This is a genomic window from Dictyobacter formicarum (genome assembly GCF_016587435.1).
In genome coordinates, this window is the sequence record NZ_BNJJ01000024.1 from 110,285 (window position 1) to 133,885 (window position 23,601).

Genomic DNA, 23,601 nt, shown 5'->3' on the forward strand with positions numbered 1-23,601 from the left:
TCGCAAGATACTCGAATAAAATATACTCTCAGTGATTACACAGAACACTCTTGCATCATTGCACTGACAACTTTAAGCTCTACAGCATTTTGGGGGAATGAAGTTCTTGCATGCAATGTTCTCAACAGTAAACATTCTATAGGAGGAAAGAATATGAGCAATGAACCTGAGGTTATCAATAACACAGCGGAGCACCGTTATGAAATTCATCTCAATGATCAGGTAGCGATACTCACCTATCAACGCGAAGGGCAACACATCGTTTACCAGCACACGGGAGTCCCTCCGGCACTTGAGCATCATGGTCTGGGAAGCATCTTAGCCCATGCCGCGCTTGAGGATGCGCGGGCCGCCCACCTATCGGTTGTCCCTTCGTGTCCATTTGTAGCAAAATATATCCAACATCATCCCGAATATCAATCATTGGTCGACAATTTAAACAAATAAAAAATCACCAATCACACAACAAGAAAAACAAAAACGTTGTTATTGTGATAAGAGCGGGCGGAGAGGATTTGGTTACATTCTTCGCCCGCTTTGTGGCTAGCGGACAACTTTTCCGTAGATGTGGCCACCCTGAAAATCCAGGCCTACATATGGTTCGTCGCCAACGACCCAGGCATCGTGCCCCGGAGGCAATAGTTGTGCGTCACCTGGCCCGATTTCGCTTTCCGTCCCATCATCCATCTTTACATGCAGGCGACCAGATAGTCCATAGTTAAAATGCGGCACTTCGCAGCTGCTTGTGCCAACAGTTGGCTTGACGTGCTCTGACCAGCGCCAACCAGGCTCAAATGTCAGCTTCATAAGAGCGAGCTCACCAAAATTAATCACTTCCACTTTGGTTTTGGGCAAGGACCTGACTTCATCTGGTGTGTTGAGGCTTTTTGTTTGCATCTCGGCCATAATTTTCCTCGCTTGCGACTAGTAAACTATACCTGCAATCAGATTTCCGCTTAACTAGCTTACCATGCCAGGCGACTCGAATACAACATCATCTGTTTATATAATTGTCAATTTGCCACTTTAGTCGCAGTTAGCATACATAGTTCGTAAGCGTTCGATCAGGCGACTCTTTGTTTCCTCTGGTAAGAAGGAGGCCTGCAAGGCGCGCAGGTTGCAGTGCAGAAAGTGTTCTTTGCCCCACTGAAAATACTGATGGAGATGCTCATATTCCTGCTTGAGCGTTACCGGGGTAATCGTTCGATTATCTGTATTGACACTCAGTGACACTCCCTGTTGATAAAGCTGGTTAATGGGATGGTCGACATACGTATCATACATGTTGGTCTGGAGATTTGAGGCTGGACAAAGCTCAAGGTGGATCTGCTCTGCTCGTAGTTTTTCAACCAGCGTGGGATCCTCAATGCTTCTGGCACCATGACCGATGCGCGTTGGTTCCAGATATCGCAAAGTTTCCCAGACGCTCTCGGCTCCCAAAGCTTCGCCAGCATGTGCCGTACGGAAAATGCCTTGCTCAATCGCGTATTCAAAGGCGCCAATGTGCTCGTCCAGTGGATAGCCCGCTTCGTCGCCCGCGATATCCAGTCCTACAACATTGGTCCCACGAAACTGCTCGACCAGGTGTACGGTTTGCATGCTTTCTTCAGCGTGAAAGTGGCGCAAGATACACAGAATAAGCCGCGCTTCCACGCCTGTGGTGGTGATAGCATTGGTCAGCGCCGCGTTTACGACCTCAACAACCTCTTCGGGCGACATACCTTGTTGGGTATGGAGCAAGGGAGCAAAGCGGATTTCCGCATAGAGTACATTGTCGCGCTTTAGCTGGTCCATCACATCATCAACGACCATGCGCAAATGTTCTGGAGTCTGCATGAGCGCGATGCATCTGGGCGCACGCTTCAGAAAATCAGCCAGATTTGTGCATCTGGCGGGCCCGACAAATTCATGGCGATAGGTTTCTTCCGTGATTGTGGGATCAATGGCGTGTACAACCTGGTAGCTCAATGAGCAATCCAGGTGCTGGTGAAGTTCAACTTTTGGATAGGCTTGGATATTCATCCTGAATCATTCCTTACAATAAATATTTTTATTTATCTTCAATGGCTGCCGTTGAGCCTCGTACTACTAATGATAGTAGTAGAGGATCAAAATGGGGAGTCTGTTTCTTTTCCAGTACACTGAGAAGCAGGGCGATCGTCTGCTCTCCCAATGTGTCAGTGGGAATAGCAACCGTAGTCAGTTCTGGCACAAGAATACGACTGACCAGGCTATCGTCAAAGCCAGTGACCGAGAGGTCGCGTGGAATGGAGAGGTGCAGCGCATAGGCCGCTTTATAGACGCCTGCCGCCAGCATATCGCTGTCACAAACAATGGCGGAAGGCGCATCCGCCAGCGTGAGCAACTGATAGGCTGCCTGATAGGATGCCTCCAGGGTGAAGGCTGACCGCAACTGGTAGTCGTCTCGATACGGAATGTTGTGCTGCAGTAGCGTTTCTCGATAGACGCGGTGACGCAGCCGAAACGTTTCATCATCGGGGGCGGCGGCCAGATGAGCGATGCGTGTATGCCCCAATTGGATAAGATGCTGCATCATGTCTGACATGCCATGCTGGATATCGAGCAATAGTGAAGGCATCTCATCAGTAAAACCGTCAACGAGGATGGCTTTATCGCGTAACAGTTCTTGCAGCGGCGCGGTAGGTACGCGCATGGTATATAGCACCCAACCCTCCACCGCATAAGTCGTGAAAGCCTCATTGATGAGTTGCTGCCAGTCCTGAATATCTTTGAGAGTAATCAAGATAACCGAGTAGCCTTCTTTTCTGGCCGCTCGTTCCGCTCCCTCAAAAACAGCCGCGAAAAAGGGATTGTTAACATCTGGCACCACCAGAGCAATGACGTGTGAACGACCCGAACGCAACGTACGAGCCGCGCTATTAGGCGCGTAGCCTAACTCTCTGGCCGCGCTCAAGATCGCTTCCTGGCTTTTCTTCCCTACGCGCCCGGCGGCCTTTCCGCCCAGCACGAGTGAGACGGCCGCCTGCGAGACACCCGCTCGTCGCGCCACATCCACGCTGGTAGGCACACTACGCTGTCCTATATCGGTTGACTCTTCGCCCATACATTTCCTTCAAGCCCAATGCATTATACGTATAACCACAACCATTGTAACTGAAATACCCACTGCTGTCAAGCAAGTGGAAGCGCCACATAAGGCTTTTCAACATTGTATCGTAACGGCTCGAAGAGAAAAAAGTGATGTGTCTCGGAAACAAAAAAACGTGCATGCTTTTTCCATTTTCAAATTTCTCTGTACTTGATTCTGGGCCCCCTGGAAATTTCATAGTGGCAAATTTCCAGGGGATCGATGAGAGGGTATTACTGACCCAGGTGCTGCTGGAAAAACGCGAGTGCGTGCATGCCTAGCTTTTCCCAGGGAGTGTCTGACCACGGCAGCAGTTGTTGCTGGCGCAAATTGTGATAGGCACTTTCAATGGGGGTAAATTCGACTTCGTTTCCAGCATCTTTGAGGGCTCGGGTAAAGCGTTCGGCCTGCTCAAAGGGGACAGTTTCATCCAGGATGCCATGAACGATCTGGAATGGCGGAACACCGGAACCTACATGGTAAAAGGGGCTGGCAAGGCGCATGAGGTCCTCGCGTTCAGAGATCATGCCTCCAAAGAGTTGCGTCACGGGCGAAGGGGCATCATTAATTAGCTCACCGCCAGCACTCAAGAAATCGTAGGGAGCACAACGAGCAATCACTGCCTGTACGCGACTAGAGTATGCTGGTGAACCGCATTTGCCTTCGAGATCGGGAAGGTCACCTGTCACTCCCAGTAAAGCTGCAAGATGGCCTCCAGCCGAGTCTCCCCATACTCCGATACGATCAGGATCGATATGGTACTCTTGCGCATGGGCACGCAACCAGCGCACCGCCGCTTTTGCATCGTGAATCTGGGCCGGGAAAGGTGCGAAGCGACTTAAGCGGTAGCTGATGCTAACGGTAATAAAGCCATGCGCCGCCAGCAAAGGATTCACCCAGGGGTAAAAACCGCTGCTTCTGTCTCCTTCCGCCCATCCTCCTCCATGAATGTAGATGATGGCGGGCACCGGCGAGTCAGGCACAGGAGAAGGAACGAGCAGGTCCAGATAAAGCGGAGCTTCCCAGGGAGGCACATCGGGAACTTCTCCATACTGAAGCGCGGGCAAGAGTGTGCATGAATATGGACATCCAGGTAGAGCCAGTTGCATGAGTGGTATCTCCTTCTGTATCGCTCGTGTTCCTCATCATGAGAAACACACCTGTTTTGGCCCTTCTAGCATACACCAGAGATGTCAAGAGGCTGAAGGCTGCGGACTATTTGGATGGGGTACACTCTTACAGCAGATCAACACGCAAAACGCGGAAGATGCTTTTGAGATAGAAATAATCAGTCGGGAATCAGGCGTACTGCCTCACCAAAGGGTACTTTATTGATGTCTATCCCACCGGCAGAAATTACCCACAGTACTGGCGGAGCAGGACTCTCAGTAGGGAATGTGCCATAGCCGTCGGTGAAATAGATGCAAACCGCTGCATGGGGGGAAGGATCGTCAGCGGCGACAAGCTGAAAGAACGGTCGAAAATCAGTGCCACCACCGCCCTTTGGATCAGGAATTGCGGCACCCGGCAGCAATGGATAGGGTCCGCAGCAAGCTGCGTCGGCATAATACAATACCGCCTCTAGATGTGGGTAGGCTCCCAGGATACTCTGTATCTCGCTGAGAAATTGGGTAATCTCAGCCGTGCCAAGGGAACCGCTGGTGTCAACCGCGATATAGATTTTGACGGACTCGCCGGCCAGGGCATCCAGGTAGAGTCCCCGCCCGATAAAGCGCCGATCGTAGTTTTGGAAATCGACCGGCGTTTGCACGAGGAAGCGCCATAAATAGGCGCGCCAGTCAAGCTGGGCGGGACGCAGGTGCGCCAGTTCGCGGCGTAATCCTGCCGGTAACGTGCCATGGCCTGACATCTCCATGATCGCCTGGGCCTGCTGCAAGGCATCACGCCAGTATTGCTCAAGCACAGCATATTCACCGGGCAAGAGCGCACTATCATCGCTTTCCAGCAAATCTGCATGTTTCAGTTGCAAAGCTGGATACTGCTTTATGAGATGATAGATCTCCTCAACGCTCAAGTGCTCTAGCCGCTGCATCCTGATGACACCCTTTGGTAGGACAAAGCCTTCCTGGGCCATGATGATACCATTGACCACTATATCCGCGGCAATATTCCACCTTAATGGTTCGCGTGTCCCACGCCTCGGCACATGGAGCAGGGCCGCATGCAAGACTTCATGAGCCATGACGCCCAGTTGTTCATCTGCCGTTAAGTGCTGCCAGAAATGCTTGTTGATAAAGACATCTCGCCCATTGGTGGCTGCGGTATCAATCGTGTCAGAAGCCTCGATGGAGGCAAACAGGGCCAGCGTGGCAAAAAATGGTGAGCGCAGGCGCAGTTGGATGATGGCAGCAGAAACCTGACGCTCAAATTCATCTTGTTTCTTCATGAAGAGGCTCCCATCATCTCCATATATTCGGTAAACATCTGTTGCAAGCGTTGGTCACGCTGCACCAGTGCCACCAACTTACCCAGCTCATTGCGCGCCTGGGCCTGGCGAAAGAGATCGGTGGCAAACAGTTGTATCCATTCATGTCCGGCCGTGGCAGCCATCCATTGAAAGGCCTGGTGGCTCTCCTGCAGCGTTTTGGCCCGCATAGCCAGCGCGACACAAATCGCATAGCGCAAGGAAGGCTCTTTTGGGAAATGGATCTTATCGCCATCACCCTGTAGAATCTTTTCGACATCGGGCAATTGATTGTACAACTTGATAAAAGCGGACAGCTCGGCGGCCGCGCCCTCCCCGACGACATGGGAAATATTCATATCATGCATATAGAGTTTATTGGCCATCATCCAGGAACGTGGCGATGGCCAGGCGGGCTGCTGTGGATCTAATTTGTGCAGCAGCGCTGGTCGAAAGGATAAGAAGGCCAGAATGTGCTCATGGATGTTATGCTTTAAAGCGTAGCTTTTAAAGCTGTCAAAATTGGGCTCAGCATGCAGGTGAATAAAGCGATTAGCCAGTGGCGCCGGCATATCAAAGACCGATGCCCGGTCCTCTTTGCGATTGCCCGCCGCCCACACAAACCATCTATCGGGGACAACATAAGAGCCCACGCGGCGATCAAGCACCAGTTGTTGGGCCATTCCTTGCATGGCTGGCGGTGCTAGATTGAGCTCGTCTAAAAAGAGGATGCCCTTGCCCTCTCGGGGTAGAAATTCGGGTGGATACCAGCGCGAGATACCTTTATCGGCTACCGGTAGACCACGGAGATCGGTCGGGGCCAGTTGGGAGAGGCGCAGGTCAATCATTTCCATGCCATGCTCTTGCGCTACCTGAGCAACCACACTGGATTTACCGATTCCGGGCGGCCCCCAGATCATGGTGCTATACATCAAACGATGGCGTACCAGCTTGTTAAGAAATTGCTCCAGTGCCTCCGGTGTCATATGTCACTATCTCTTTTCTATCGATATATTTCTCTAGCGCGCCTCTCATTTGGATGGGCGCTGCCGCCTTTTCCAGAAGCTGAACCATTTCGATGGGCGCGTTGTAACGGTGGGATCAGCAACATCCGGACGGCGTTTCTCATTGTTTTTTACAGCATCTAGAGGCTGCTGCTGAACCGCCCGGGCGGCGGCGCGAACATATTGATTGCCATCATGGGCCAGTGCTTCCAGAGTAGTGGGCGTCACATATGGATAACGGGTGACCAGGTAGCGCTCTTCCCAGCACAACGAAATGGCAAAGGTCTCTACAATCGCAGCTGGCAGAGACGGATAATACTGCCACACGGCTTTACGAAACCAGGCGGGAAGTTCATCGTTGATGATCAGCGTTCGCATCTTTTTCCGTAGCAGTTCCAGAAACGGCTGCCTTCGACACCGCATCATCGCTGGATGATTCATAACCCTGAACCAGATTTCATAATCTTCAGTTTCAATCGCGCACTTCAGAATTGTCAGTGGCGTATGTGGATTGCTGGCCAGGGCCTGCCAGATCTCTTTTCTATCTTCCCGCGCAAGCTGTTCCAGCATCTCAATCGGCGTTCGTTTATGAGCGGCCACCGCGCTGCGTACCTGTAGATCCCCATGCTTCGCCAGATAGACCAGTTGCGCGGGCTCCAGATGGGGCTGACGAGCCAGACCCTGCCAGATCTCCATTTCACCCGTCTGCAACAACACATCCAGTACGGCAGATGGTGTACGCGGATTGGCGGCCAGGGCATTGCGGACCTTGATCGATTGATCTTGTAGCAGCTGCCCGGCAACATCCGCCGTAAGCCTGGCGCTATCTCCTATACTCGCCCGTACGACCTCCGCCTCATCCCGCGCCAGCGCCTCCACCAGGTCCAGGGGAAGGCGGGGATTGCTGGCGGCGGCGGATCTCACCTCAGACTCGCTATCTACAGCCAATGAGCACAACACATCCTGGGGGATTTGCACATTGCGCGCCAGCGCCTTCCTAACCTTTGATGCGGCATCCCTGGCAAGTTCCGCGTAAAAGGCATCATCAAGTCCATGACGTGTGGCAATGGCAGCCCTGACAGACGCATCATCGTCGTACCGTAGATAGGTCAGGTTCTGTGAACTCAGCGTATGATGGCTCACGGCCCGCTGACGCACTGTCGCATCCGCATCGCCGGTCAGCGTCAAGATATCTTTTGCAGATGTGTGTGGATTGCCAGCTACGGCCCGCCTCACTGCTGGACGCCCATGCGTGGTGAAATGAGCAAGTATCCTTGCTGGCGTCAGCGCATGGCGAGCTACGGCTATCTGTAAGTTCACATCATCAGTACGTGTCAGCACCTTCAAACCACCTGTGCCAATCGGAATGCCAGCAGCTAAGACTGGTAGTATTTTGTCTCTAATATCCATGCTTGCAGCGGTATAGCGCGCCCAGCGCTCTCTCAGCATGGGAGCTACTTGAGGAAACAGCATAACAAAAAGCAGCAGAAGAGAAAACTCCACATCGCTCGACAATAACAACTCGTCCACCAGTTTTTGCTGGTATTTCTTTAATGCAGTGGCAACAATCTGACGCCAATCAGTTGGCGCCTCACCGCCCAGCGTAACATGCATCTGCATGCTTTCCCAGGTCTTGAGATTATAGCGCTGAAAACGATAATCTGCCTTGATCAATTTAAACCACAGTGGCGGGATATTTTCGCAGCGCAATAATCCTGCCCAGGCAAGAGCGGGGATTTTTTTAGCGAAATCTGGCTGCGCCAGATTGAGCATTGGCAGCAGAGGATTTTGTAGAAAATCGGCCGGGTACTCGCGGGCCAGCAGAAATAAGAGATCCATTGGCACGCTCGGATTGCGCGCTAAACCTCGCCTGACTTCAGGTATATTTAATTTGTAGAGATGTGTTAATGTATCAAGGTTCACAGAGGGATTTTCAGCCACAATGGGTGCAAGGATCGGATAGCGGACTAAATCAGCCAGGCGCGTCGGATCTGTATCCATACTGGCAGCTTCAACAGCAAAGGATGACGGTGGCTCTTCATTGATCATTTTCGATTCATCTCTCTACTGCTGTCACGTACAAAATATCAGCAGGAACAGAATTAATTCAGCAAACAACCTGACAAACAGCAAGAGGCGGCCAGGAGTTGAACCCGACGTCTATATTTTGCAGAATATCATGCTGGCGCTGCACCACACCCCTCTTGACGATATAAACAGCAGGAGTTGAACCTGCGCTTCCGGCTTGAGGGGCCGGGGTGCTAGCCACCTACACCATATTCATATCGATCGGCTATGCCGATGGGCTTTACTATAGTATAGTGGGGAATTCCTGTCAACATAGCAGCACACATGCGATTCAATAGATTCCACGGCAAGGGAGAGAGGCGACCAGGAGTTGAACCTGATGTCTGTACTTGTATCCGTACTATGCTAACGCTGCACCACACCCCTCTTGACGATATAAACGGCAGGACTCGAACCTACAATCTTTTGCGTGTAAAGCAAACGCTCTACCTTTGAGCCACATCCACATCGATCGGTAAAACCGATGTGATTACTATAAGTCTGAAGGCTTTCCATGTCAACATAAGGACCATTAAACGAAAAAAGCATGAATGGAGAGAGGCGATCAGGAATTGAACCTGATGTCTATATTCTGCGGAATATCATGCTGACGCTGCACCACACCCCTCTTGACGATCCAGATGGTAGGAATCGAACCTGCGTCCGTGCTGGCTTATGAGTCCAGTGCTCTACCACTAAGCTACATCTAAATCGATCGGCTAAGCCGATGATTTTTACTATAGTAAAAGCGGGATTTTATGTCAATAGATACGGAAAAGATTATTTGATGAGAGGCGATCAGGAGTTGAACCTGATGTCTATATTTTGCAGAATATCATGCTGACGCTGCACCACACCCCTCTTACGTTATGAACAGCAGGATTTACGCCTGCACTTCCGGTTTTGCAGACCGGCCCTCTATTATTTAAGTTACATTCACATCGATCGGCTAAACCGATGAGCGTACTATAAGAGGTTGAAATGCTCCTTGTCAACTATAGAATCAGAATTATGTTTGTTAAACATCTTTTTTTAGATCGACCAGCAGGATAAAAAATAGTTATCAAAAATAGAGCTTTATCATTTCGGCCTTACGGGAGCGTTGTATCTCTCTGCTGGCCTCGAAGCGAACTCAGCATTTGGTCCGTACTACAGATAGGTCAAATTACGCCTGTTATCCAACATAAATACTTCTTTTTAGCTGCCAAAAATCTACAATTAAAAGGAGCTCGGTTGTCTATGCCGCAGCAATCATCTTCTTCTACTGCCTCGGGTGAACAGAAAGAAAAAAGGGGACAGCTTGGTCCCTAGCTCTGCTGGGCTGTGGTGTTCGCCGACATTGGTACATCTATCTATTATGTCCCCGGTATTTTGTATAAGACAGTAAATGTACTGTCGGGCTTCTTTGTTTTTCTGACCATGGTGGTCTTTATCTTGCTGGCGTTTAAATATGTTGAGGTGACATATCGCTTTTAGAGCAATGCTCGATAGCGTTCTTGGAGTAGTTGTTCAGCGCCGTTGCCTAATTGTTGAATTATGGTGGCGGCCGCTTGCTGCTGCTTCACCAGTCCCACGGCCTCTCCCGCATAAATATGGGCCCGATCGTAATCTTTCTCTTTGATCGCCTGCGCCAATTCCTGGCGCGCCTGGTCATTGATGGCCAGCGCTTCTACATTCGCATGCCACTGGTCGGTATAGTGGTTGCGCAAAGCTCGTCCTGCGTATTGGGGAGGCCAGCTCAATCCCTGGGCAACGTCAAAGACGCGCGTCAGTACGGTATCAGTTTCCTGAGACTGAATGATGCGCGCGCGGGCTTGCTCTGTGTTCTCACATTCGGGCGATGCCAGTAGACAGGTACCAACCCAGACGCCGGCTGCCCCGGCGGCCAGTGCGGCAACCACCCCACGAGCGGTTGCAATACCTCCGGCAGCCACTACCGGTACTTGAACCGCGTCCAACACAGCTTGCAGCAGAGGTAACGTCCCTACCTCTCCGGTATGGCCACCAGCCTCGGTTCCCTGCGCAGCGACCAGGTCAACGCCTATGCGCTCGGCCTGGATAGCTTCCTCTCGCGAGTGTACCTGGGTGGCCAGGTAGATACCATGCTGATGAATCAGCTCGACATAAGGCTCGGGCGAACCAAACGAGATTGATATAAGAAATGGCCGCGCCTGGATGGCGGCCTGCAACATTTCAGGTCGTTTCTCAATGGCCCAGGCCATTAAGCCAAAGCCAAAAGGCTGTTGATCGGCGCCACGAGCGATGGCTGCCTCACGCTCAAAGAACTCCACTGGTTCATTGCTCCCAATGCCAATCATTCCCAGCCCGCCAGCTTGTGAGACCGCATGTGCTAAACGACCTCGTCCAACATAGGCCATCGGAGCCCCAATAATTGGATAGCGCAACTTCCAGGCGGTTGTGAGATGTGTACGCAACATACTCCCCTCCCTCATCAGGTGTGCTTGTAGTTATTCCGACTTGTATCAGTTTCTGCCTCGATAGCGGACGCAGTACCCGCGCCTGACCTCTGTTCACACTATACCTTGCATTGAGCGCTGCCTGCAGCAAATTCTTGCGCTCATTGATCAAATTCTTGCGCATTTTAATGATAGTGTCCAGAAGTCAGGCCTGCCCAAAGCTAAAATGCATGGAGGAATGGCTTTGCTAGTAAAAGCTATTCATTCCTCCACGCATTTGATACATATCATTGTAAGCTCAGGTTTGGGCCTGCGTCCAAACGAGCTTGCTTTTATACCGCGGCAAAATCCTCGGTGAGCCAGACACGATTGTGCACGCTATCAACAACGACATCGACACCTACCATTGTACAACTGGTAGAGAGAATGTTGAGGCGATGTCCATCGTTAGGTGGCTGCTCAGCAAACATAGCTTGATTCAAGCTCACAGCTGCATTGGTTGCGGCATCCCCATCACTAACGCCGATATTTTCAGCAGCAGCGACCCAGTTAACGCCTGCCTGCTTCTCACGGTCACCAAGATAAGCTTCGCCCGGCAACTGGTGTGACAGCTGATTAGCGGCTGCCATGGCCAGGTTATGCTGATGGGCGCTCTGTACTAGCTGAGGGCTCCAGGTCAGCGGCGCCAATCCAGCTCCTGCCCGCTCCTGGTTGATCAGGTTGAATACTGCCTGCGCGGCAGCGGGAATGTTATTGCTGCCACCTGACTGAACAGGCCGCTGGGCTGGCTGCACAGGTGGGGTAGTAGGTATCGCGGGAGGCTGCGTCGCTTGAGGCACTGCCCTTTTTTCCGCTGCCGTTGGTTGTGGTGTGGGCTTTGGCGCCAGAGCAACGCCTACCGAAGCAGCCATGGTCCCGTGCCGGCTAGATCTATTATTGCCTGTATGCTTGGAATGTGCAGTGGTGCTAGAGTTTCCCGTCCCTTGCACAGAGCCTGACGTTGTAGCATTACTACATGCTGTCAGCAGGACCAGAAAAAGAGCTGCACTAATGATCCATTTCAAGTTTTGTGATTTTTTTATCACGCAATACAATCCTTCCACAAATGACAACCCCGCCACAAATGACGCAGTTCTATTACTACCAGGTATATGGCACTATCTATCCTTTAATTTAAGGATACCGGAATAGGCGTCCATGTGTACAATAATTGGTACTTTACTATTATAAAATCAGTTTAAATGTGCTGAATTTTAACTGATTTTACTCAACAATATGTCTGTAGCCTTCTTCAATTACCGGGATTCCCAGTTGTGGCCCCCATATGGCGCGCGCTAATAATTCAGCCGATTCGACGAGCCGGGGACCCGAACGATTGATATAAGAGTTGCCATCAATTGCATAAACACAGCCCTGCTTAACTGCCTTCAAAGCAGACCAGCCATGCTGCCTTTGTAATAGTGAGATGTCCTGCTCGGTGCGTTCCAACGTATAACCACAGGGACTAAGGATAATAATATCCGGATCAGTTCGCTGCAACTCTTCCCAGTCCAACCAGGGTGAGTGTGTGCCAATGACGCCAAACAAACTTTCTCCACCAGCATATTCCACCAGTTCTGGAGTCCAGTTGCCCGCAGCCATCAAGGGATCCAGCCACTCCAGCACGGCTACACGAGGCTTGCGACCGCCTTGTTGTTCCACTAACCATTGAGTGCGCTCTTTGAGTTGGGCCAGGCGCTGTTGATACCTGGCAACCACCTGCTCGGCCCGTTGTTCCTGCTTAAGAGCTTTGCCAATGCGCAACATATCTTTCCAGATATCCTCCAGGCTGTAAGGAGCCAGCGCGATAATCTTTGGGGTAAGTCCAATACTCTGTTGTAAGGCTCGCTCAACATCTTCCTGACTGACGGCACAGACATCACACTGCGTTTGCGTAAAAATAATATCTGGCTGCAGTTCCTGCAATTTTTGAGCATCAATTGTATAGACACTTAAGGCCCGCAACGCATTTTCACTCGAGCTTTCGCGTTCGTGGGCAATCCTTTTGACCTGGACATCTATCTCCGCGCTGCTTGTATTTGTATCAATGAGGGTGCTACTCACAACCGGTAAATTTTGAACCTGTGGCGGATAATCACATTCATGCGAACACCCAACCAGTTGATCCAGACATCCCAGTTCCGCGATCATTTCAGTGGCACCAGCTAACAAAGAAACTATCCGCATCGCTCTATCCCTTTCCTCAAGAATCCCTTTAACCGTCGATACACGCGCTACTACTCACTGCAGTGTATGCCAACCTCTCATCAAAGACAAGATGCAACATCCACAAACTATTCGTTTTATTGATCCAGGGATAACTGGTCGAGGTTCCCAGATTATTGGTACCATTTTTCCAGCCAAAGCAGGTGGTTTTTGGATATACTATTAACATGAGCTATCAAATTCTTCTGTATTATAAATATATCGAGGTCGCCGATCCCCAGGCTGTAAAGCTGTGGCAGAAAACGCTCTGTCAGTTGCTGGGGCTGAAAGGGCGCATTATCGTTGCCCATGAAGGGATCAACGGGACCGTTGAGGGGACCGTGACCGCAACCCGCCAATATATGCGGGCAATGAAAGAATATCCTGCTTTCAGCGAAATTACTTATAAAATCAGCGAGGGCACAGGGAAAGCCCTGCCAAACTTATCGGTGAAAGTGCGCAAAGATATTATCAGTGATAGTGTGGCACACTGGGGTGTCAATCCCAGTCAACAAACCGGCAAATATTTAACCGCCGATGAGCTGCATGAGTGGTATGAAAGTGGGAAGAAATTCTATCTGGTCGATATGCGTAATGACTACGAACATAAAAGTGGTCACTTCGACAATGCGATCCTACCTCCCATGGAAAACTTTCGCGACCTGCCTAAGGTGCTACCAGAACTCCAGAAACTGACGGATGCTCCGATGGTCACAGTCTGCACTGGAGGAGTGCGCTGTGAAAAGGCAACCGGTTTTTTAATGAACAATGGGTTACAGGATGTCTATCAGCTGCAAGATGGTATTGTGACCTATATGGAGAAATATCCCAATCAGCATTTCAAAGGCAAATTATATGTGTTTGACAACCGTATCCTGATGGGATTTCATACAGATGAGGCAGAACATAAAGTAGTTGGCCAATGTGTCGTATGCAAGAAACCTTCAGAGCACTATGTCAATTGCACCAATGATGCCTGCCATCGCCACCTCATTTGTTGTGAAGACTGCCAGACTAGTTACACAGCATTCACGTGTCCTCAGGGCTGCCGCGCTTAGCCACCGGAAAGATACCGCAGACATTCTCCTCTTCTCATCCAGGGTAACCAGATCTCTCTGAAGAGAAAGCAACAAGAAAAACGAAGTCGTAGGTGCGCCCCTTGCGGGCGCTTATGTCCTTCATGCTCGAGAAACAATAATAATAATGATATGCCAGGCACGTTCGAAATTCTATATATGTGCTGCATAAGCAAGTGCCCTTTCCATAAAGTTGCTATGCTTCGGGATCTTCCGCTGCCGCAGTTTCTTGCGTTAACTCAGTCATTTTTTCCTGGGACTGCTTTAATCGTTCCGCGCGCAGAAGGGCGCGGATAAAGGGTCCTCCACATTACGTTGTACGTACGCTCCTGTACGTAACTATAGCCGTACAATCTCAAGAAATCCTGAAGATTTGCTCAAAATAGCGTTTATCTTTTCAGAATGTGTCTGATGAAACGTTATCGCCAATTTCTCTCTGATCAGGCCAAGAAATTTATTATCCTTGCATATGCTGTTATAATTGCGTGATGCCTATGAAGGATATGTTATGTTTTTTAGACAATGTGAAAACAATAGGAGCAATACCAATGCCAAAAGATGATATGCTCTCCGCGAGTGGCTGGGACATACAATTATCTGAATATGATGAGCAGCTACTACAACGTCAGGGCCGCTTGCAAGCGGAAGCACAGCATGTGCTGGACGAATTGAAAGTCGTTGACATGCTCTCTCAGGCAGGACCTGTCAGGCAAACTGGCAGCACCACTCTGGGGTTGATGGTCTGGCGTGATATCGACCTGCAGGTTTCCAGCCCCGGATTAAGCGCTGAACGTGCCTTTACCATTATGCAACCGCTATTGTCACATCCTTATGTCAAACAGGTGCGCTACTTGCATCAAAGCGGGCATTTTAAGGTTGATGACCTGGGCGAGCGCTATTTCTTTATGGTCTTTTATCAATATCATGAGCCTGTCGAATGGAAACTGGATATTTCTTTCTGGCTTGATCCGGGCATCCGTCCTGAGCCTGTTCAGGATGCGCTTGAACGACAGTTGACGCCGGAAACGCGCCTGCTCATCCTACGCATTAAGGATGTCTGGTATCAACTTCCTGCCTATCGCAACACGGTAGCCAGCACCGATATCTATGACGCAGTTTTACAGCATGGGGTGCGCACCCTGGACGATTTCGACCAATACCTTGCCCAACGCGGAAAACCTACCCGTGCGGAAAGCTAAAAAAACACGACGCGCTTAAATTTATGGTCACGAGCTGGCAACCGGCATATCCGCGACGCAGGATTGCAGGAAGGTGGCGCTTCGGGCGATTGAGGCTCGCGCTTCGGGCATAAATGGCGTAAAGATTTGCCAGACGTGGGGAAGGTTGCGCCAGATCTGGCTTTCGACGCTGACTCCCTGCTGGCGCGCGCGATCAATCAACCGTAAGGAGTCATCGCGCAGTAGCTCGCTATCGCTGACGTGCACCAGGAACGGTGGCAGGCCAGTCAGGTTAGCATACAGGGGTGAAGCCAGAGGATGGGTGGCCTCAAATTTGGCGGCCAGATAAAAACGCGCCGCATCGGGAATCATGCGAGCAAAAAAGAAGGCGTCGCTTTTTTCATTGGTTTGCAAGGAGGCGCCGGTCGCCGCCAGATCGGTCAAGGGCGAAAAGAGGGCCGCCCCGGCCGGCAATGGCAATCCCAGTTCTCGCAATTTAAGCAGCGTTGCCAGGGCCAATCCTCCACCGGCCGAGTCCCCCGCCAGCACGATGCGGGCAGGTAATTCACCAGCATCGATGAGTTGTTGATAAACGGCAATGATCGTTTCCAGGGCGGCCGGAAACGGATGCTCAGGTGCCAGGGGATAATCTAAGCTGAGACAGCGCATGCCTGCCTGCACCGCCAGGGCGACGGTCAAAGATCGATGGGTGCGAGGCGAGCAGGCAATATAGCCGCCGCCATGTAAATAGAGGAGCAGTGGATCAGGTTGGGAACTTTGAAGCGGCTCGATCCACTCATCACGAAATCCGGCACGCTGCTCGACAATTCGTAGCTGCCAGCCCGCAGGCACAGCTACGCGCTGATGCGCATTCAGGCGTCGGCGAAATTGAGCCACTTCTACCGGCCTGCGAAAGTGACGCTTGACATTTTGCTTCAACAGCAACGTGATCAGCTGTGCCTGCCAGCTCGACATAGAATAGCCTCCTTGCTTGCAATGTTTGCATTCATTTAATTTGCAATAACAGCTCTTTTAAGGCATCAGCCGATTGAACAGTTTGATGAGCGCTGGATAGTTTATAGGCGAGAATCGCTGGGTGATATCCATGATATAAGCTTCTCGCCCGATGAGGATGCGTGGTGCATTGCGCTCGATACCACGCACAATAATGTCGGCGGCACGCTCCGGTGGCATAGTGAGCACACGCTCGAAATAGGCCCGTCCTTGTTGCTGCTCTTTCTCCGACATGGCTTCAAAGCGAGCATTGCGCGCGATATTCGTCTTGATGCCGCCGGGATGAACGCAGCTGACCTTGATCGCGGTGCGCGCTAGTTCCTGGCGCAACGTTTCGGTAAAACCGCGCACAGCAAATTTGCTGGCGCAGTAAGCGGCCTGTCCCGGGACGGCAAACAGGCCAAAAACGCTAGAGAGGTTGACAATATGCGCCTCTGGCTGCTGCTTCAACACCGGCAAAAAGGCCTTGACTCCATACACCATGCCCCAGAAATTAATATTGAAGAGCCAGGTGATCTGTTCAACCGAGACCTGCTCGACCGTTCCACCCAGGGCAACGCCCGCGTTGTTGATTAAAATATCAACCTTTCCATGCTGCTCAATGACAGCGGCCGCGAAGTCCTGCACGGCATCATTGTCCGCCACATCCAGCACGTGGGTAGAACACGTAGCGGAGATCATGCCAGCGGTCTCCCCCAGTCCTTTAGCATTAATATCCGCCAGAGCCAGTGTACACCCTTTAGAGTCGAGATTGAGGGCCAGCGCTCGTCCAATACCGCTACCCGCGCCAGTAATCACGGCAACATTTCCAGGCTGAATTTTCATAGCTACACAACTCCTGAGCATCATTGCTTAAAATAAAAAAACATGTCTCGATAGGCCAGGGTGCTCCTTTCGTGGGCGATTTATGCATCGCTGGTAGGGAGCTTTTTCAAGAGGCGAGGGCGAAAGCGCCCGCAAGGGGCGCACCTACGACGACGATGGGGATGGCACGGCGTTATGGCGCGCGACATGGGAATAATGCTGCCAATCGAAGCGGCGCGTGCGATAGCGAAATTCAAACGTAAAGCCAGGCCAGATTGTGGTGTTGCGACCACTGGAAGTTAGATACCAGCTGACGCAGCCGGAGGTCCAGGCAGTTCCTTGCAAGCGCCGCTGCATCTCATCATCAAAGGCCGCTTGCGCCTCCGGTTGGATCTCAACAGATTGGACACGATAGCGCTCCATCTTGCGCAGGCAATCGAGAATATAGTTGATTTGCGATTCGATCATGTAGATCATCGAGTTATGGCCTAGACCTGTGTAAGGACCAATCAGCAGGAATAGATTGGGGAAGTCTGCGATGGTTGTGCCCAGGTAGGCGGTCGGACTGGCATTCCATTTCTCAGCCAATGTCTGGTTATGGCGTCCACGAACGTGTTGGGGAAAAGGAGCGTCGGTGACGTGGAAGCCGGTTCCACAAATGATTGTATCCACCTCATGCTCACGGCCATCGGCGGTTACAACGCTGTGAGCCTTGATTTCGCGAATAGGCTCAGTAACCAGCTCAACATTTGGCTGGCCTAGAGATGGATAAAAGTCATCGGAGACCAGGATACGCTTACATCCCATCATGTAGTGAGGAGTCAGCTTTTCACGCAACAGGGGATCGGGCACCTGGCGGGCCAGGTGTTCTTGCGCAAAACGCATCCCCTCCTTCATAACCTCCGGGCGATATACGAGTCCGAGCGCGGTCAATTCGTTGCGCAGATAGATTCTAGCTCGGACCAGCCGCTGTGCTACGGGCAAGAGGCGGAATAACCGTTGTTGCCAGTAAGGAATTGGATGGTCCAGGCGCGGCACAATCCACGGCGGCGTGCGTTGAAACACTGTCAGTTGCGCGACCTTTGGCTGGATTTGTGGCACAAATTGGATCGCTGAGGCACCGGTTCCAATTACGGCTACGTGCTTTCCTGTCAGATCATAGTCATGCCGCCATTGTGAGGAATGGAATATGGTGCCTTCAAATTGCTCAATCCCTGAAATGGCCGGGAGAGATGGTTCATTTAATGGCCCATTGCCGCAAATAAAGATGTCGGACGTAAAATGCTCCTGCGTGGTAGTGATGTGCCAGCGTTGCTCATCTTCGTTCCATGCAGCCTCCACCAGTTCGCTGTGCCAGCGAATATGTGGCAGAAGACCAAAGCGTCGCGCGCAGCGGCGCAGATAACTTTGAATCTCTTTCTGCTGGGGATAGAGCCGGCTCCAATTGGGGTTGGGAGCGAACGAAAAGGAATAGAGCAAGGATGGGATATCACAGGCACACCCGGGATAGGTGTTGTCGCGCCATGTTCCTCCGATATCCTTGGCCCGTTCGATAATTATAAAATCATCGTAGCCGTGCTTTTTTAACTTGATAGCGATTCCCAGACCAGAAAAACCGGCGCCTAGAATCGCGATATGGGTATGCGGAACTGCATTGCCATTCGTTGCCTGGACATCAAAACTGACGAAGGGATGGCGATTGGAAACCGACGATGGGCGAGCGTCTCTACTCGCTCGGACATGAAACATCGTAGCACCCTCCAATATTCTGAGTCGCATCCTTGTGAGGAGACAATTAATCATCATACACTATACGGCATGGAAATTTTGCTGGCCTTGAGCATGATGAACAACCAGAGTGAAAGCAGCCATTGCCAACTGGCAAAGCTCTTGTCGGCTGATGCTGCGCTGCTCAAGCCAGGCAATACTCGTCGCTTCAACAAAACCGATCCACCCTCTCACAGCAATCGCAGAAATAGCGGAAGATTGCGTATCTTGCGCAAAGCTCTGGAGGATATTCTTCATATAGGTCTGACGCACCATATCAATGATGGCCGCGACCTGTTCATCTACGCCGACCCCTCCCCGCAACAGGGAAATATAGGCTTTGGCATGGCGCTCCACATAAACAAAATATGCATCCAGGCTAGTGCGCAGGCGTTCCATAGGTTCTAGAGCCGGGTCAGCCTCAGTTGCTGCCAGAAGTTGTGAGGCAGCATACTGCACTACGGCGATATAAAAATCGTGCTTGGTCGGAAAATAGTAATACAGAAGACCCTTCGAGATATCGGCAGCATTAGCGATATCATCGATAGCAACCTCTTCATATGATTGATCGCAAAACAGGTCCACACCAACTTCGATCAGCCGTTGGCGCCGTGATATACGCTCTCGTACCATGTATGCTCCCATATAGTTCAAACTACCAGAAAACTTGCAATCAATCATCTCTATCTCCATTTGAATATAAGTCAAATTTGAACGGAAGTCAAGTTGTTGAGCAACCAATCGTGTAACAGTTTAACCGCAAATTTCGTTATTCTTACGGGAATCATCCTGAATCATATAAAAATAATTTTTGACGTTGTTACGATAAAATAGAGTTGCGCGAATTTTTCCGGCCCGGCAAAGACAGCTAAATCCACCAGCCGCTCTGAGTGCTTACAGATAGGAGAGACATCAATGCCACAGGTAACACGGCGAAAACTAGTGAAGCAGCTATCGTTACTCAGCCTCAGCTTTTCTGTAATACCGCAAATTTTCGCTTTAAGGCGATCATTCTATGATGGGGTTACGCCTTCAGTTCGGGTTGATCGTCCTATCTACCCACAGGGAGCGACTCCCGAGAGCGCCACCTTTATCGATCCTACGGCCATTATCCAGGGTGATAACAATATTACCCTTGGCAAACAGGTCTACATTGCTCCTTTCGCGCAACTCCTGGCCTATGACGCTCCAATTAGCATCGGGTCAGCTTCAAATGTACAGGATAGTGTCATTATTATCGGTCATCAGGAGCGCGATAGTGTAGATGAAAAACCACTAACGGCCAGTGGCTTGGATGCAGCCACCGGAGTCGAAATCGCCGAACGCTGTATCCTGGCCCATGGTGTAACTATCAAGGGACCAGCACGTATCGGTGTAGGCAGTGGCATGCGGCCAGTTTTTCTTAGCTTTGGCGCTGAGGTAGATGGAGCCATACTGGAACGGAATACAGTCGTCTCGCAATTAGCCCGCGTGGGACCGGGGGTAAGGTTACATAGCGGCTACGTGGTCCTGCCGGGCAAGAATGTAACGACTCAGCAACAGGCTGATAATACTGCTTTGGGTAAGGTGCGCATGATTACAGAGGCAGATATCGCCTTTAATGAAACCGTCCTGGAGGTAAATACCAGCTTCGCGCGTGTCTACACCAGGCTCTTCCAGGAAAAAGCATCCAGTATCGAGGGTATCAACTACAATCCAGGCTTTACCCACTTCAATCCTGCGCGCCACCTACCAACTTTTAATAAGATTGCCACCTGTCTGCCCGATTTTCGGAATCGTATCATCGGTGCAGTTAATCTAGCGGATACATTGCACGATGCCAACACGGCGATGCTAGATTGTATTTCGCTGCGTGCTGATGAGGGGGAACCGTTCAATATAGGCCATATCAGTTATATGGGCCATAGCGTCATCTTCCATGCACTGGAACATACAGATCTACGGGTCGGCAACAATATCAAATATGGCAGCCATGCTATAGTTCACGGTGGTCTGCGGCAACCAGGAAATAAGCCCACTGTGATTGAAGATGATGTCGTGGTGAAGGATCAAGCTCTTGTCTTTGGATCTCTGATTGGACGAGGATCAATCATTGGCGTGAAAAGCGCTGTCATCAACTCGGAACTGGCTCCTGATACAGTTATTCCTGATCATGTAATCTACCTCAACAGTCAACACTTTGGAGCGGTAGAATGGTAACAACAGGTAGTGCTCAGCCAGATAAAGCTACGCCAGCCGGACTCCAGGCGCATATCTATACTGTGCCTACAGTACATGCGAATGGAACGCCTGGCTGGACAACATACTGGCAGCTAAGCTGGGAGCGAGTACCCGCTGCCACCTATTATCTGGTGTACTATGCGACTGCTGAAGGGAACAGTCCTACGCCTCATCCAACCAGCGAGCCCGTGTGGCGACTTTCTATCGCGGCAGGTATTGGAGTCTGCGAGGCTGACCAGTTAGAGAAAGAAGATTACCTGCTCGCAACCCAGCTTCAAATTATAGTCGTGGCACAGTTCGCTGATGGATCAACTGGAAGTCCAACGGAGCCGGTTGCTGTTGGGGTAATTCTGTAAGCTGTCTGATAAAATAATCCATCTGACATGCCCTACCGAGTTGAATGTGTATAAGCATCGTTATGCATATTCCCACTCGGCAGGACGCTGACGCAATACTTAATTTTCAAACCAGGACATCGGTAAAAAGTAGCGATTCATTTTGATCTGCATAGAAGGGGCGATCGATCTGGCCCGTCTTTTGGCTTCTTCCGCCTTTGGACCCTGAAATTGCGCATTGACTTCGCGCTCAAACAATTCCAGCCAGCGGTTAAAATGCTCGGCGCTCAACTTTCTCTTTTCATCCAGGGCAAAATGTTTCTGCATCATTCCCCCACGATATCCTCCGGTTTGAAACAATAAATTTTCCCAGAAATCATACATAATCGGTAGATGCTCTTCAAGATTGATAGCGGCAACTTCCGTAAAAAATGGACCAATCAATTCATCGGCCATGGCATGTGTATAAAAAGCTCGAATCAGGCGCGCAATATCCGCGCGATCCTGAATATCTTTTTTCTCTGTTAGCTCCAACCCACGATCCTTTATCTTTATATTATGCATTCATCAATAATAACTGAGCTCTCTCTTAGAGTGTGTCTTATGAAAATAGCTCAGGGATATAAAAATTATGGATGATTTATGCAAGAATGTAAATAGGAAGGTACAGGGAAGACAGAAAGAGGTGCCGGTTAGCTGGGAGTAAAAAAGGTGCCAACTGCCAGGATCAGGTAAAATGCGCATAGTAATAATCCTTCCAGCCAGGTGGAGACACCATCCAGGCTGATGACGGTATATAATCCCGCCACCAGGGCAAACATCGCCACTTCTAATAGTGAAAAATTGAGGTCCAGCGGTACCCCAATTATGGTTCCAGCCAGCACAAGCAGGGGTGCCACCAGTAAAGCGATCTGAATCGATGAGCCAGCAGTAATCGCCATAGAGACCTCCATGTGGTCCTGACCTGCCGAGGAAACGGCTGAAAAATGTTCGGCCGCATTGCCGACAAGGGGCAAAATAATCAAGCCAACAAAAAACGCATTGAGTCCAATTTGATGCGTTAATGGGTCGATTGCGCCAACTAAGATTTCACTCAGGACAGCTGTAATGGCTGTGGCCAGCGCCAGGATAGTGATGGGAAACCAGATAGCAGTCTTCCATTTCATGCCTAATAGCGTCCAGAAGCCTGCTTTGCGTCCAACGGCAGAGGCATGATGGCTGGCGATGTCATTTTCCATTTCATGCAGTTGTCGCAGTTCTTCTTCCTGGCGCAGTTCTTCAGTGGGATTGATTAAGAGATCATCGCGGGCCGCTCGTACTCCAAAAATCGAGTAGGCGATGTACGCACCATAACAGATGAGCAAAATAATGGCGATCCCAATACTGGCCAGATGTAGCTGGTTGCCGCGCACTACCTGCTCGCCAGGACGAGTACTTTCGCCCACGGTCGCCAGCAGCGAAGGAATAGCCATGCCGATAACTGCCAGTACCAGCATGGCCGCATATTGGCCTGTCGCCCGGGGACTAAACTGCTGCTCCCGGTATTTCCAGCCGCCAAAGAACATCGACATGCCTAGCACCAGCAGGGTATTGCCAATGATTGAACCTGATAAGGAGGCCCGCACCACCTCGGGTAAACCTGCAGATAAAGCAACCAGACCAATAATGATCTCGGCCGCATTGCCAAAGGTTGCATTGAGCAGGCCACCAACACGTTGTCCCATGCGCTCGGCCAGCGCCTCGGTTGAGACTCCAATTAAACCTGCGAGCGGTATCAATCCCAGTCCGGCCAGCACGAAGACGACAAGGGCCGAGGCATGCGCATACTCGGCCACTATTGCCAGCGGCACCGCAGCTAACAATACATAGAGCCAGCGTGTCATCTCTTGCTATTATCCTCTCTCCAGAGCATCCTCGACCTGGCTGCAACACTTCAGGCCA

Annotated in this window: 22 protein-coding genes and 2 tRNA genes; 5 read left to right on the forward strand and 19 right to left on the reverse strand. The window is 50.8% G+C overall.

The window, feature by feature from the left end; translation table 11 throughout:
- Positions 1 to 153 precede the first annotated feature (153 nt).
- A complete protein-coding gene (locus JMI88_RS31715; RefSeq protein WP_201366055.1) occupies positions 154 to 447 on the forward strand; it encodes a GNAT family N-acetyltransferase in 294 nt (97 codons plus the stop codon).
- 96 nt (positions 448 to 543) lie between these two features.
- On the opposite strand, the gene JMI88_RS31720 is transcribed toward JMI88_RS31715, so the two are convergent.
- The 13 genes from JMI88_RS31720 to JMI88_RS31780 all read right to left on the reverse strand — a co-directional run bounded on the left by JMI88_RS31720 (position 544) and on the right by JMI88_RS31780 (position 13,456).
- The gene (locus JMI88_RS31720) at positions 544 to 897 is read right to left on the reverse strand and encodes a cupin domain-containing protein (RefSeq protein WP_201366056.1); all 354 of its coding nucleotides are present in this window, start codon (positions 895 to 897) and stop codon (positions 544 to 546) included.
- A gap of 129 nt (positions 898 to 1,026) precedes the next feature.
- Positions 1,027 to 2,022, reverse strand: a complete 996-nt coding sequence (gene add / locus JMI88_RS31725; RefSeq protein ID WP_201366057.1) for an adenosine deaminase — start codon at positions 2,020 to 2,022, stop codon at positions 1,027 to 1,029.
- 28 nt (positions 2,023 to 2,050) lie between these two features.
- A complete protein-coding gene (locus tag JMI88_RS31730) occupies positions 2,051 to 3,085 on the reverse strand; it encodes a LacI family DNA-binding transcriptional regulator (RefSeq protein ID WP_201366058.1) in 1,035 nt (344 codons plus the stop codon).
- Between the two features lie 257 nt (positions 3,086 to 3,342).
- The gene (locus JMI88_RS31735; protein ID WP_201366059.1) at positions 3,343 to 4,218 is read right to left on the reverse strand and encodes an alpha/beta hydrolase; all 876 of its coding nucleotides are present in this window, start codon (positions 4,216 to 4,218) and stop codon (positions 3,343 to 3,345) included.
- 179 nt (positions 4,219 to 4,397) lie between these two features.
- Complete coding sequence (locus JMI88_RS31740; protein WP_201366060.1) at positions 4,398 to 5,516, reverse strand: vWA domain-containing protein; 1,119 nt, start codon at positions 5,514 to 5,516, stop codon at positions 4,398 to 4,400.
- Complete coding sequence (locus JMI88_RS31745; protein ID WP_201366061.1) at positions 5,513 to 6,520, reverse strand: ATP-binding protein; 1,008 nt, start codon at positions 6,518 to 6,520, stop codon at positions 5,513 to 5,515. Before JMI88_RS31745 ends, JMI88_RS31740 begins: the two co-directional genes overlap by 4 nt.
- Before the next feature lie 45 nt (positions 6,521 to 6,565).
- Positions 6,566 to 8,587, reverse strand: coding sequence for a hypothetical protein (locus tag JMI88_RS31750; protein WP_201366062.1), 2,022 nt, complete (start codon positions 8,585 to 8,587; stop codon positions 6,566 to 6,568).
- Positions 8,588 to 8,749: 162 nt separating this feature from the next.
- A tRNA-Glu gene (locus JMI88_RS31755) sits at positions 8,750 to 8,822 on the reverse strand.
- A 178-nt stretch (positions 8,823 to 9,000) separates the two neighbouring features.
- Positions 9,001 to 9,072, reverse strand: a tRNA-Val gene (locus JMI88_RS31760).
- A gap of 1,005 nt (positions 9,073 to 10,077) precedes the next feature.
- A complete protein-coding gene (locus tag JMI88_RS31765) occupies positions 10,078 to 11,043 on the reverse strand; it encodes an NAD(P)H-dependent flavin oxidoreductase (protein WP_201366063.1) in 966 nt (321 codons plus the stop codon).
- Positions 11,044 to 11,354: 311 nt separating this feature from the next.
- A complete protein-coding gene (locus JMI88_RS31770; RefSeq protein WP_201366064.1) occupies positions 11,355 to 12,107 on the reverse strand; it encodes a CAP domain-containing protein in 753 nt (250 codons plus the stop codon).
- Positions 12,108 to 12,285: 178 nt separating this feature from the next.
- Complete coding sequence (locus JMI88_RS31775) at positions 12,286 to 13,248, reverse strand: cobalamin-binding protein (protein WP_201366065.1); 963 nt, start codon at positions 13,246 to 13,248, stop codon at positions 12,286 to 12,288.
- A 28-nt stretch (positions 13,249 to 13,276) separates the two neighbouring features.
- A complete protein-coding gene (locus tag JMI88_RS31780; protein ID WP_201366066.1) occupies positions 13,277 to 13,456 on the reverse strand; it encodes a hypothetical protein in 180 nt (59 codons plus the stop codon).
- Here JMI88_RS31780 and trhO point away from each other — a divergent pair.
- Both trhO and JMI88_RS31790 read left to right on the forward strand, forming a co-directional pair.
- Positions 13,455 to 14,324: an oxygen-dependent tRNA uridine(34) hydroxylase TrhO gene (trhO, locus tag JMI88_RS31785; RefSeq protein ID WP_201366067.1), complete on the forward strand. Its 870-nt coding sequence runs from the start codon at positions 13,455 to 13,457 to the stop codon at positions 14,322 to 14,324. The two genes, JMI88_RS31780 and trhO, sit on opposite strands and share 2 nt — an antisense overlap.
- Positions 14,325 to 14,890: 566 nt before the next feature.
- The gene (locus JMI88_RS31790) at positions 14,891 to 15,541 is read left to right on the forward strand and encodes a hypothetical protein (RefSeq protein WP_201366068.1); all 651 of its coding nucleotides are present in this window, start codon (positions 14,891 to 14,893) and stop codon (positions 15,539 to 15,541) included.
- A gap of 27 nt (positions 15,542 to 15,568) precedes the next feature.
- On the opposite strand, the gene JMI88_RS31795 is transcribed toward JMI88_RS31790, so the two are convergent.
- The 4 genes from JMI88_RS31795 to JMI88_RS31810 form a co-directional block, all read right to left on the reverse strand.
- Complete coding sequence (locus JMI88_RS31795; RefSeq protein ID WP_201366069.1) at positions 15,569 to 16,495, reverse strand: alpha/beta hydrolase; 927 nt, start codon at positions 16,493 to 16,495, stop codon at positions 15,569 to 15,571.
- A gap of 57 nt (positions 16,496 to 16,552) precedes the next feature.
- A complete protein-coding gene (locus JMI88_RS31800; RefSeq protein WP_201366070.1) occupies positions 16,553 to 17,359 on the reverse strand; it encodes an SDR family NAD(P)-dependent oxidoreductase in 807 nt (268 codons plus the stop codon).
- A gap of 144 nt (positions 17,360 to 17,503) precedes the next feature.
- On the reverse strand, positions 17,504 to 19,087 hold the full coding sequence (locus tag JMI88_RS31805) for a flavin-containing monooxygenase (protein WP_201366071.1): 1,584 nt from the start codon (positions 19,085 to 19,087) through the stop codon (positions 17,504 to 17,506).
- Between the two features lie 60 nt (positions 19,088 to 19,147).
- On the reverse strand, positions 19,148 to 19,786 hold the full coding sequence (locus JMI88_RS31810) for a TetR/AcrR family transcriptional regulator (RefSeq protein WP_201366072.1): 639 nt from the start codon (positions 19,784 to 19,786) through the stop codon (positions 19,148 to 19,150).
- A 234-nt stretch (positions 19,787 to 20,020) separates the two neighbouring features.
- On the opposite strand from JMI88_RS31810, the gene JMI88_RS31815 reads away from it, so the two are divergent.
- Positions 20,021 to 21,304: an LbetaH domain-containing protein gene (locus JMI88_RS31815; protein ID WP_201366073.1), complete on the forward strand. Its 1,284-nt coding sequence runs from the start codon at positions 20,021 to 20,023 to the stop codon at positions 21,302 to 21,304.
- Positions 21,298 to 21,681, forward strand: coding sequence for a hypothetical protein (locus JMI88_RS31820; protein WP_201366074.1), 384 nt, complete (start codon positions 21,298 to 21,300; stop codon positions 21,679 to 21,681). Before JMI88_RS31815 ends, JMI88_RS31820 begins: the two co-directional genes overlap by 7 nt.
- A 99-nt stretch (positions 21,682 to 21,780) precedes the next feature.
- Here the strand turns inward: JMI88_RS31820 and JMI88_RS31825 are convergent, their stop codons facing one another.
- Together JMI88_RS31825 and cax are read right to left on the reverse strand one after the other, a co-directional pair.
- On the reverse strand, positions 21,781 to 22,194 hold the full coding sequence (locus JMI88_RS31825; RefSeq protein ID WP_236023137.1) for a group III truncated hemoglobin: 414 nt from the start codon (positions 22,192 to 22,194) through the stop codon (positions 21,781 to 21,783).
- A gap of 158 nt (positions 22,195 to 22,352) precedes the next feature.
- On the reverse strand, positions 22,353 to 23,543 hold the full coding sequence (gene cax, locus JMI88_RS31830) for a calcium/proton exchanger (protein ID WP_201366076.1): 1,191 nt from the start codon (positions 23,541 to 23,543) through the stop codon (positions 22,353 to 22,355).
- Positions 23,544 to 23,601: the final 58 nt, after the last annotated feature.

Excerpts from the sequence above, each read along its gene's own strand:
- JMI88_RS31715 (WP_201366055.1), top strand. The coding sequence starts at position 154 with ATGAGCAATGAACCTGAGGTTATCAATAACACAGCGGAGCACCGTTAT.
- JMI88_RS31720 (WP_201366056.1), bottom strand. The coding sequence starts at position 897 with ATGCAAACAAAAAGCCTCAACACACCAGATGAAGTCAGGTCCTTGCCC.
- add (WP_201366057.1), bottom strand. The coding sequence starts at position 2,022 with ATGAATATCCAAGCCTATCCAAAAGTTGAACTTCACCAGCACCTGGAT.
- JMI88_RS31730 (WP_201366058.1), bottom strand. The coding sequence starts at position 3,085 with ATGGGCGAAGAGTCAACCGATATAGGACAGCGTAGTGTGCCTACCAGC.
- JMI88_RS31735 (WP_201366059.1), bottom strand. The coding sequence starts at position 4,218 with ATGCAACTGGCTCTACCTGGATGTCCATATTCATGCACACTCTTGCCC.
- JMI88_RS31740 (WP_201366060.1), bottom strand. The coding sequence starts at position 5,516 with ATGAAGAAACAAGATGAATTTGAGCGTCAGGTTTCTGCTGCCATCATC.
- JMI88_RS31745 (WP_201366061.1), bottom strand. The coding sequence starts at position 6,520 with ATGACACCGGAGGCACTGGAGCAATTTCTTAACAAGCTGGTACGCCAT.
- JMI88_RS31750 (WP_201366062.1), bottom strand. The coding sequence starts at position 8,587 with ATGATCAATGAAGAGCCACCGTCATCCTTTGCTGTTGAAGCTGCCAGT.
- JMI88_RS31765 (WP_201366063.1), bottom strand. The coding sequence starts at position 11,043 with ATGTTGCGTACACATCTCACAACCGCCTGGAAGTTGCGCTATCCAATT.
- JMI88_RS31775 (WP_201366065.1), bottom strand. The coding sequence starts at position 13,248 with ATGCGGATAGTTTCTTTGTTAGCTGGTGCCACTGAAATGATCGCGGAA.
- trhO (WP_201366067.1), top strand. The coding sequence starts at position 13,455 with ATGAGCTATCAAATTCTTCTGTATTATAAATATATCGAGGTCGCCGAT.
- JMI88_RS31780 (WP_201366066.1), bottom strand. The coding sequence starts at position 13,456 with ATGTTAATAGTATATCCAAAAACCACCTGCTTTGGCTGGAAAAATGGT.
- JMI88_RS31790 (WP_201366068.1), top strand. The coding sequence starts at position 14,891 with ATGCCAAAAGATGATATGCTCTCCGCGAGTGGCTGGGACATACAATTA.
- JMI88_RS31795 (WP_201366069.1), bottom strand. The coding sequence starts at position 16,495 with ATGTCGAGCTGGCAGGCACAGCTGATCACGTTGCTGTTGAAGCAAAAT.
- JMI88_RS31800 (WP_201366070.1), bottom strand. The coding sequence starts at position 17,359 with ATGAAAATTCAGCCTGGAAATGTTGCCGTGATTACTGGCGCGGGTAGC.
- JMI88_RS31805 (WP_201366071.1), bottom strand. The coding sequence starts at position 19,087 with ATGTTTCATGTCCGAGCGAGTAGAGACGCTCGCCCATCGTCGGTTTCC.
- JMI88_RS31810 (WP_201366072.1), bottom strand. The coding sequence starts at position 19,786 with ATGATTGATTGCAAGTTTTCTGGTAGTTTGAACTATATGGGAGCATAC.
- JMI88_RS31815 (WP_201366073.1), top strand. The coding sequence starts at position 20,021 with ATGCCACAGGTAACACGGCGAAAACTAGTGAAGCAGCTATCGTTACTC.
- JMI88_RS31820 (WP_201366074.1), top strand. The coding sequence starts at position 21,298 with ATGGTAACAACAGGTAGTGCTCAGCCAGATAAAGCTACGCCAGCCGGA.
- cax (WP_201366076.1), bottom strand. The coding sequence starts at position 23,543 with ATGACACGCTGGCTCTATGTATTGTTAGCTGCGGTGCCGCTGGCAATA.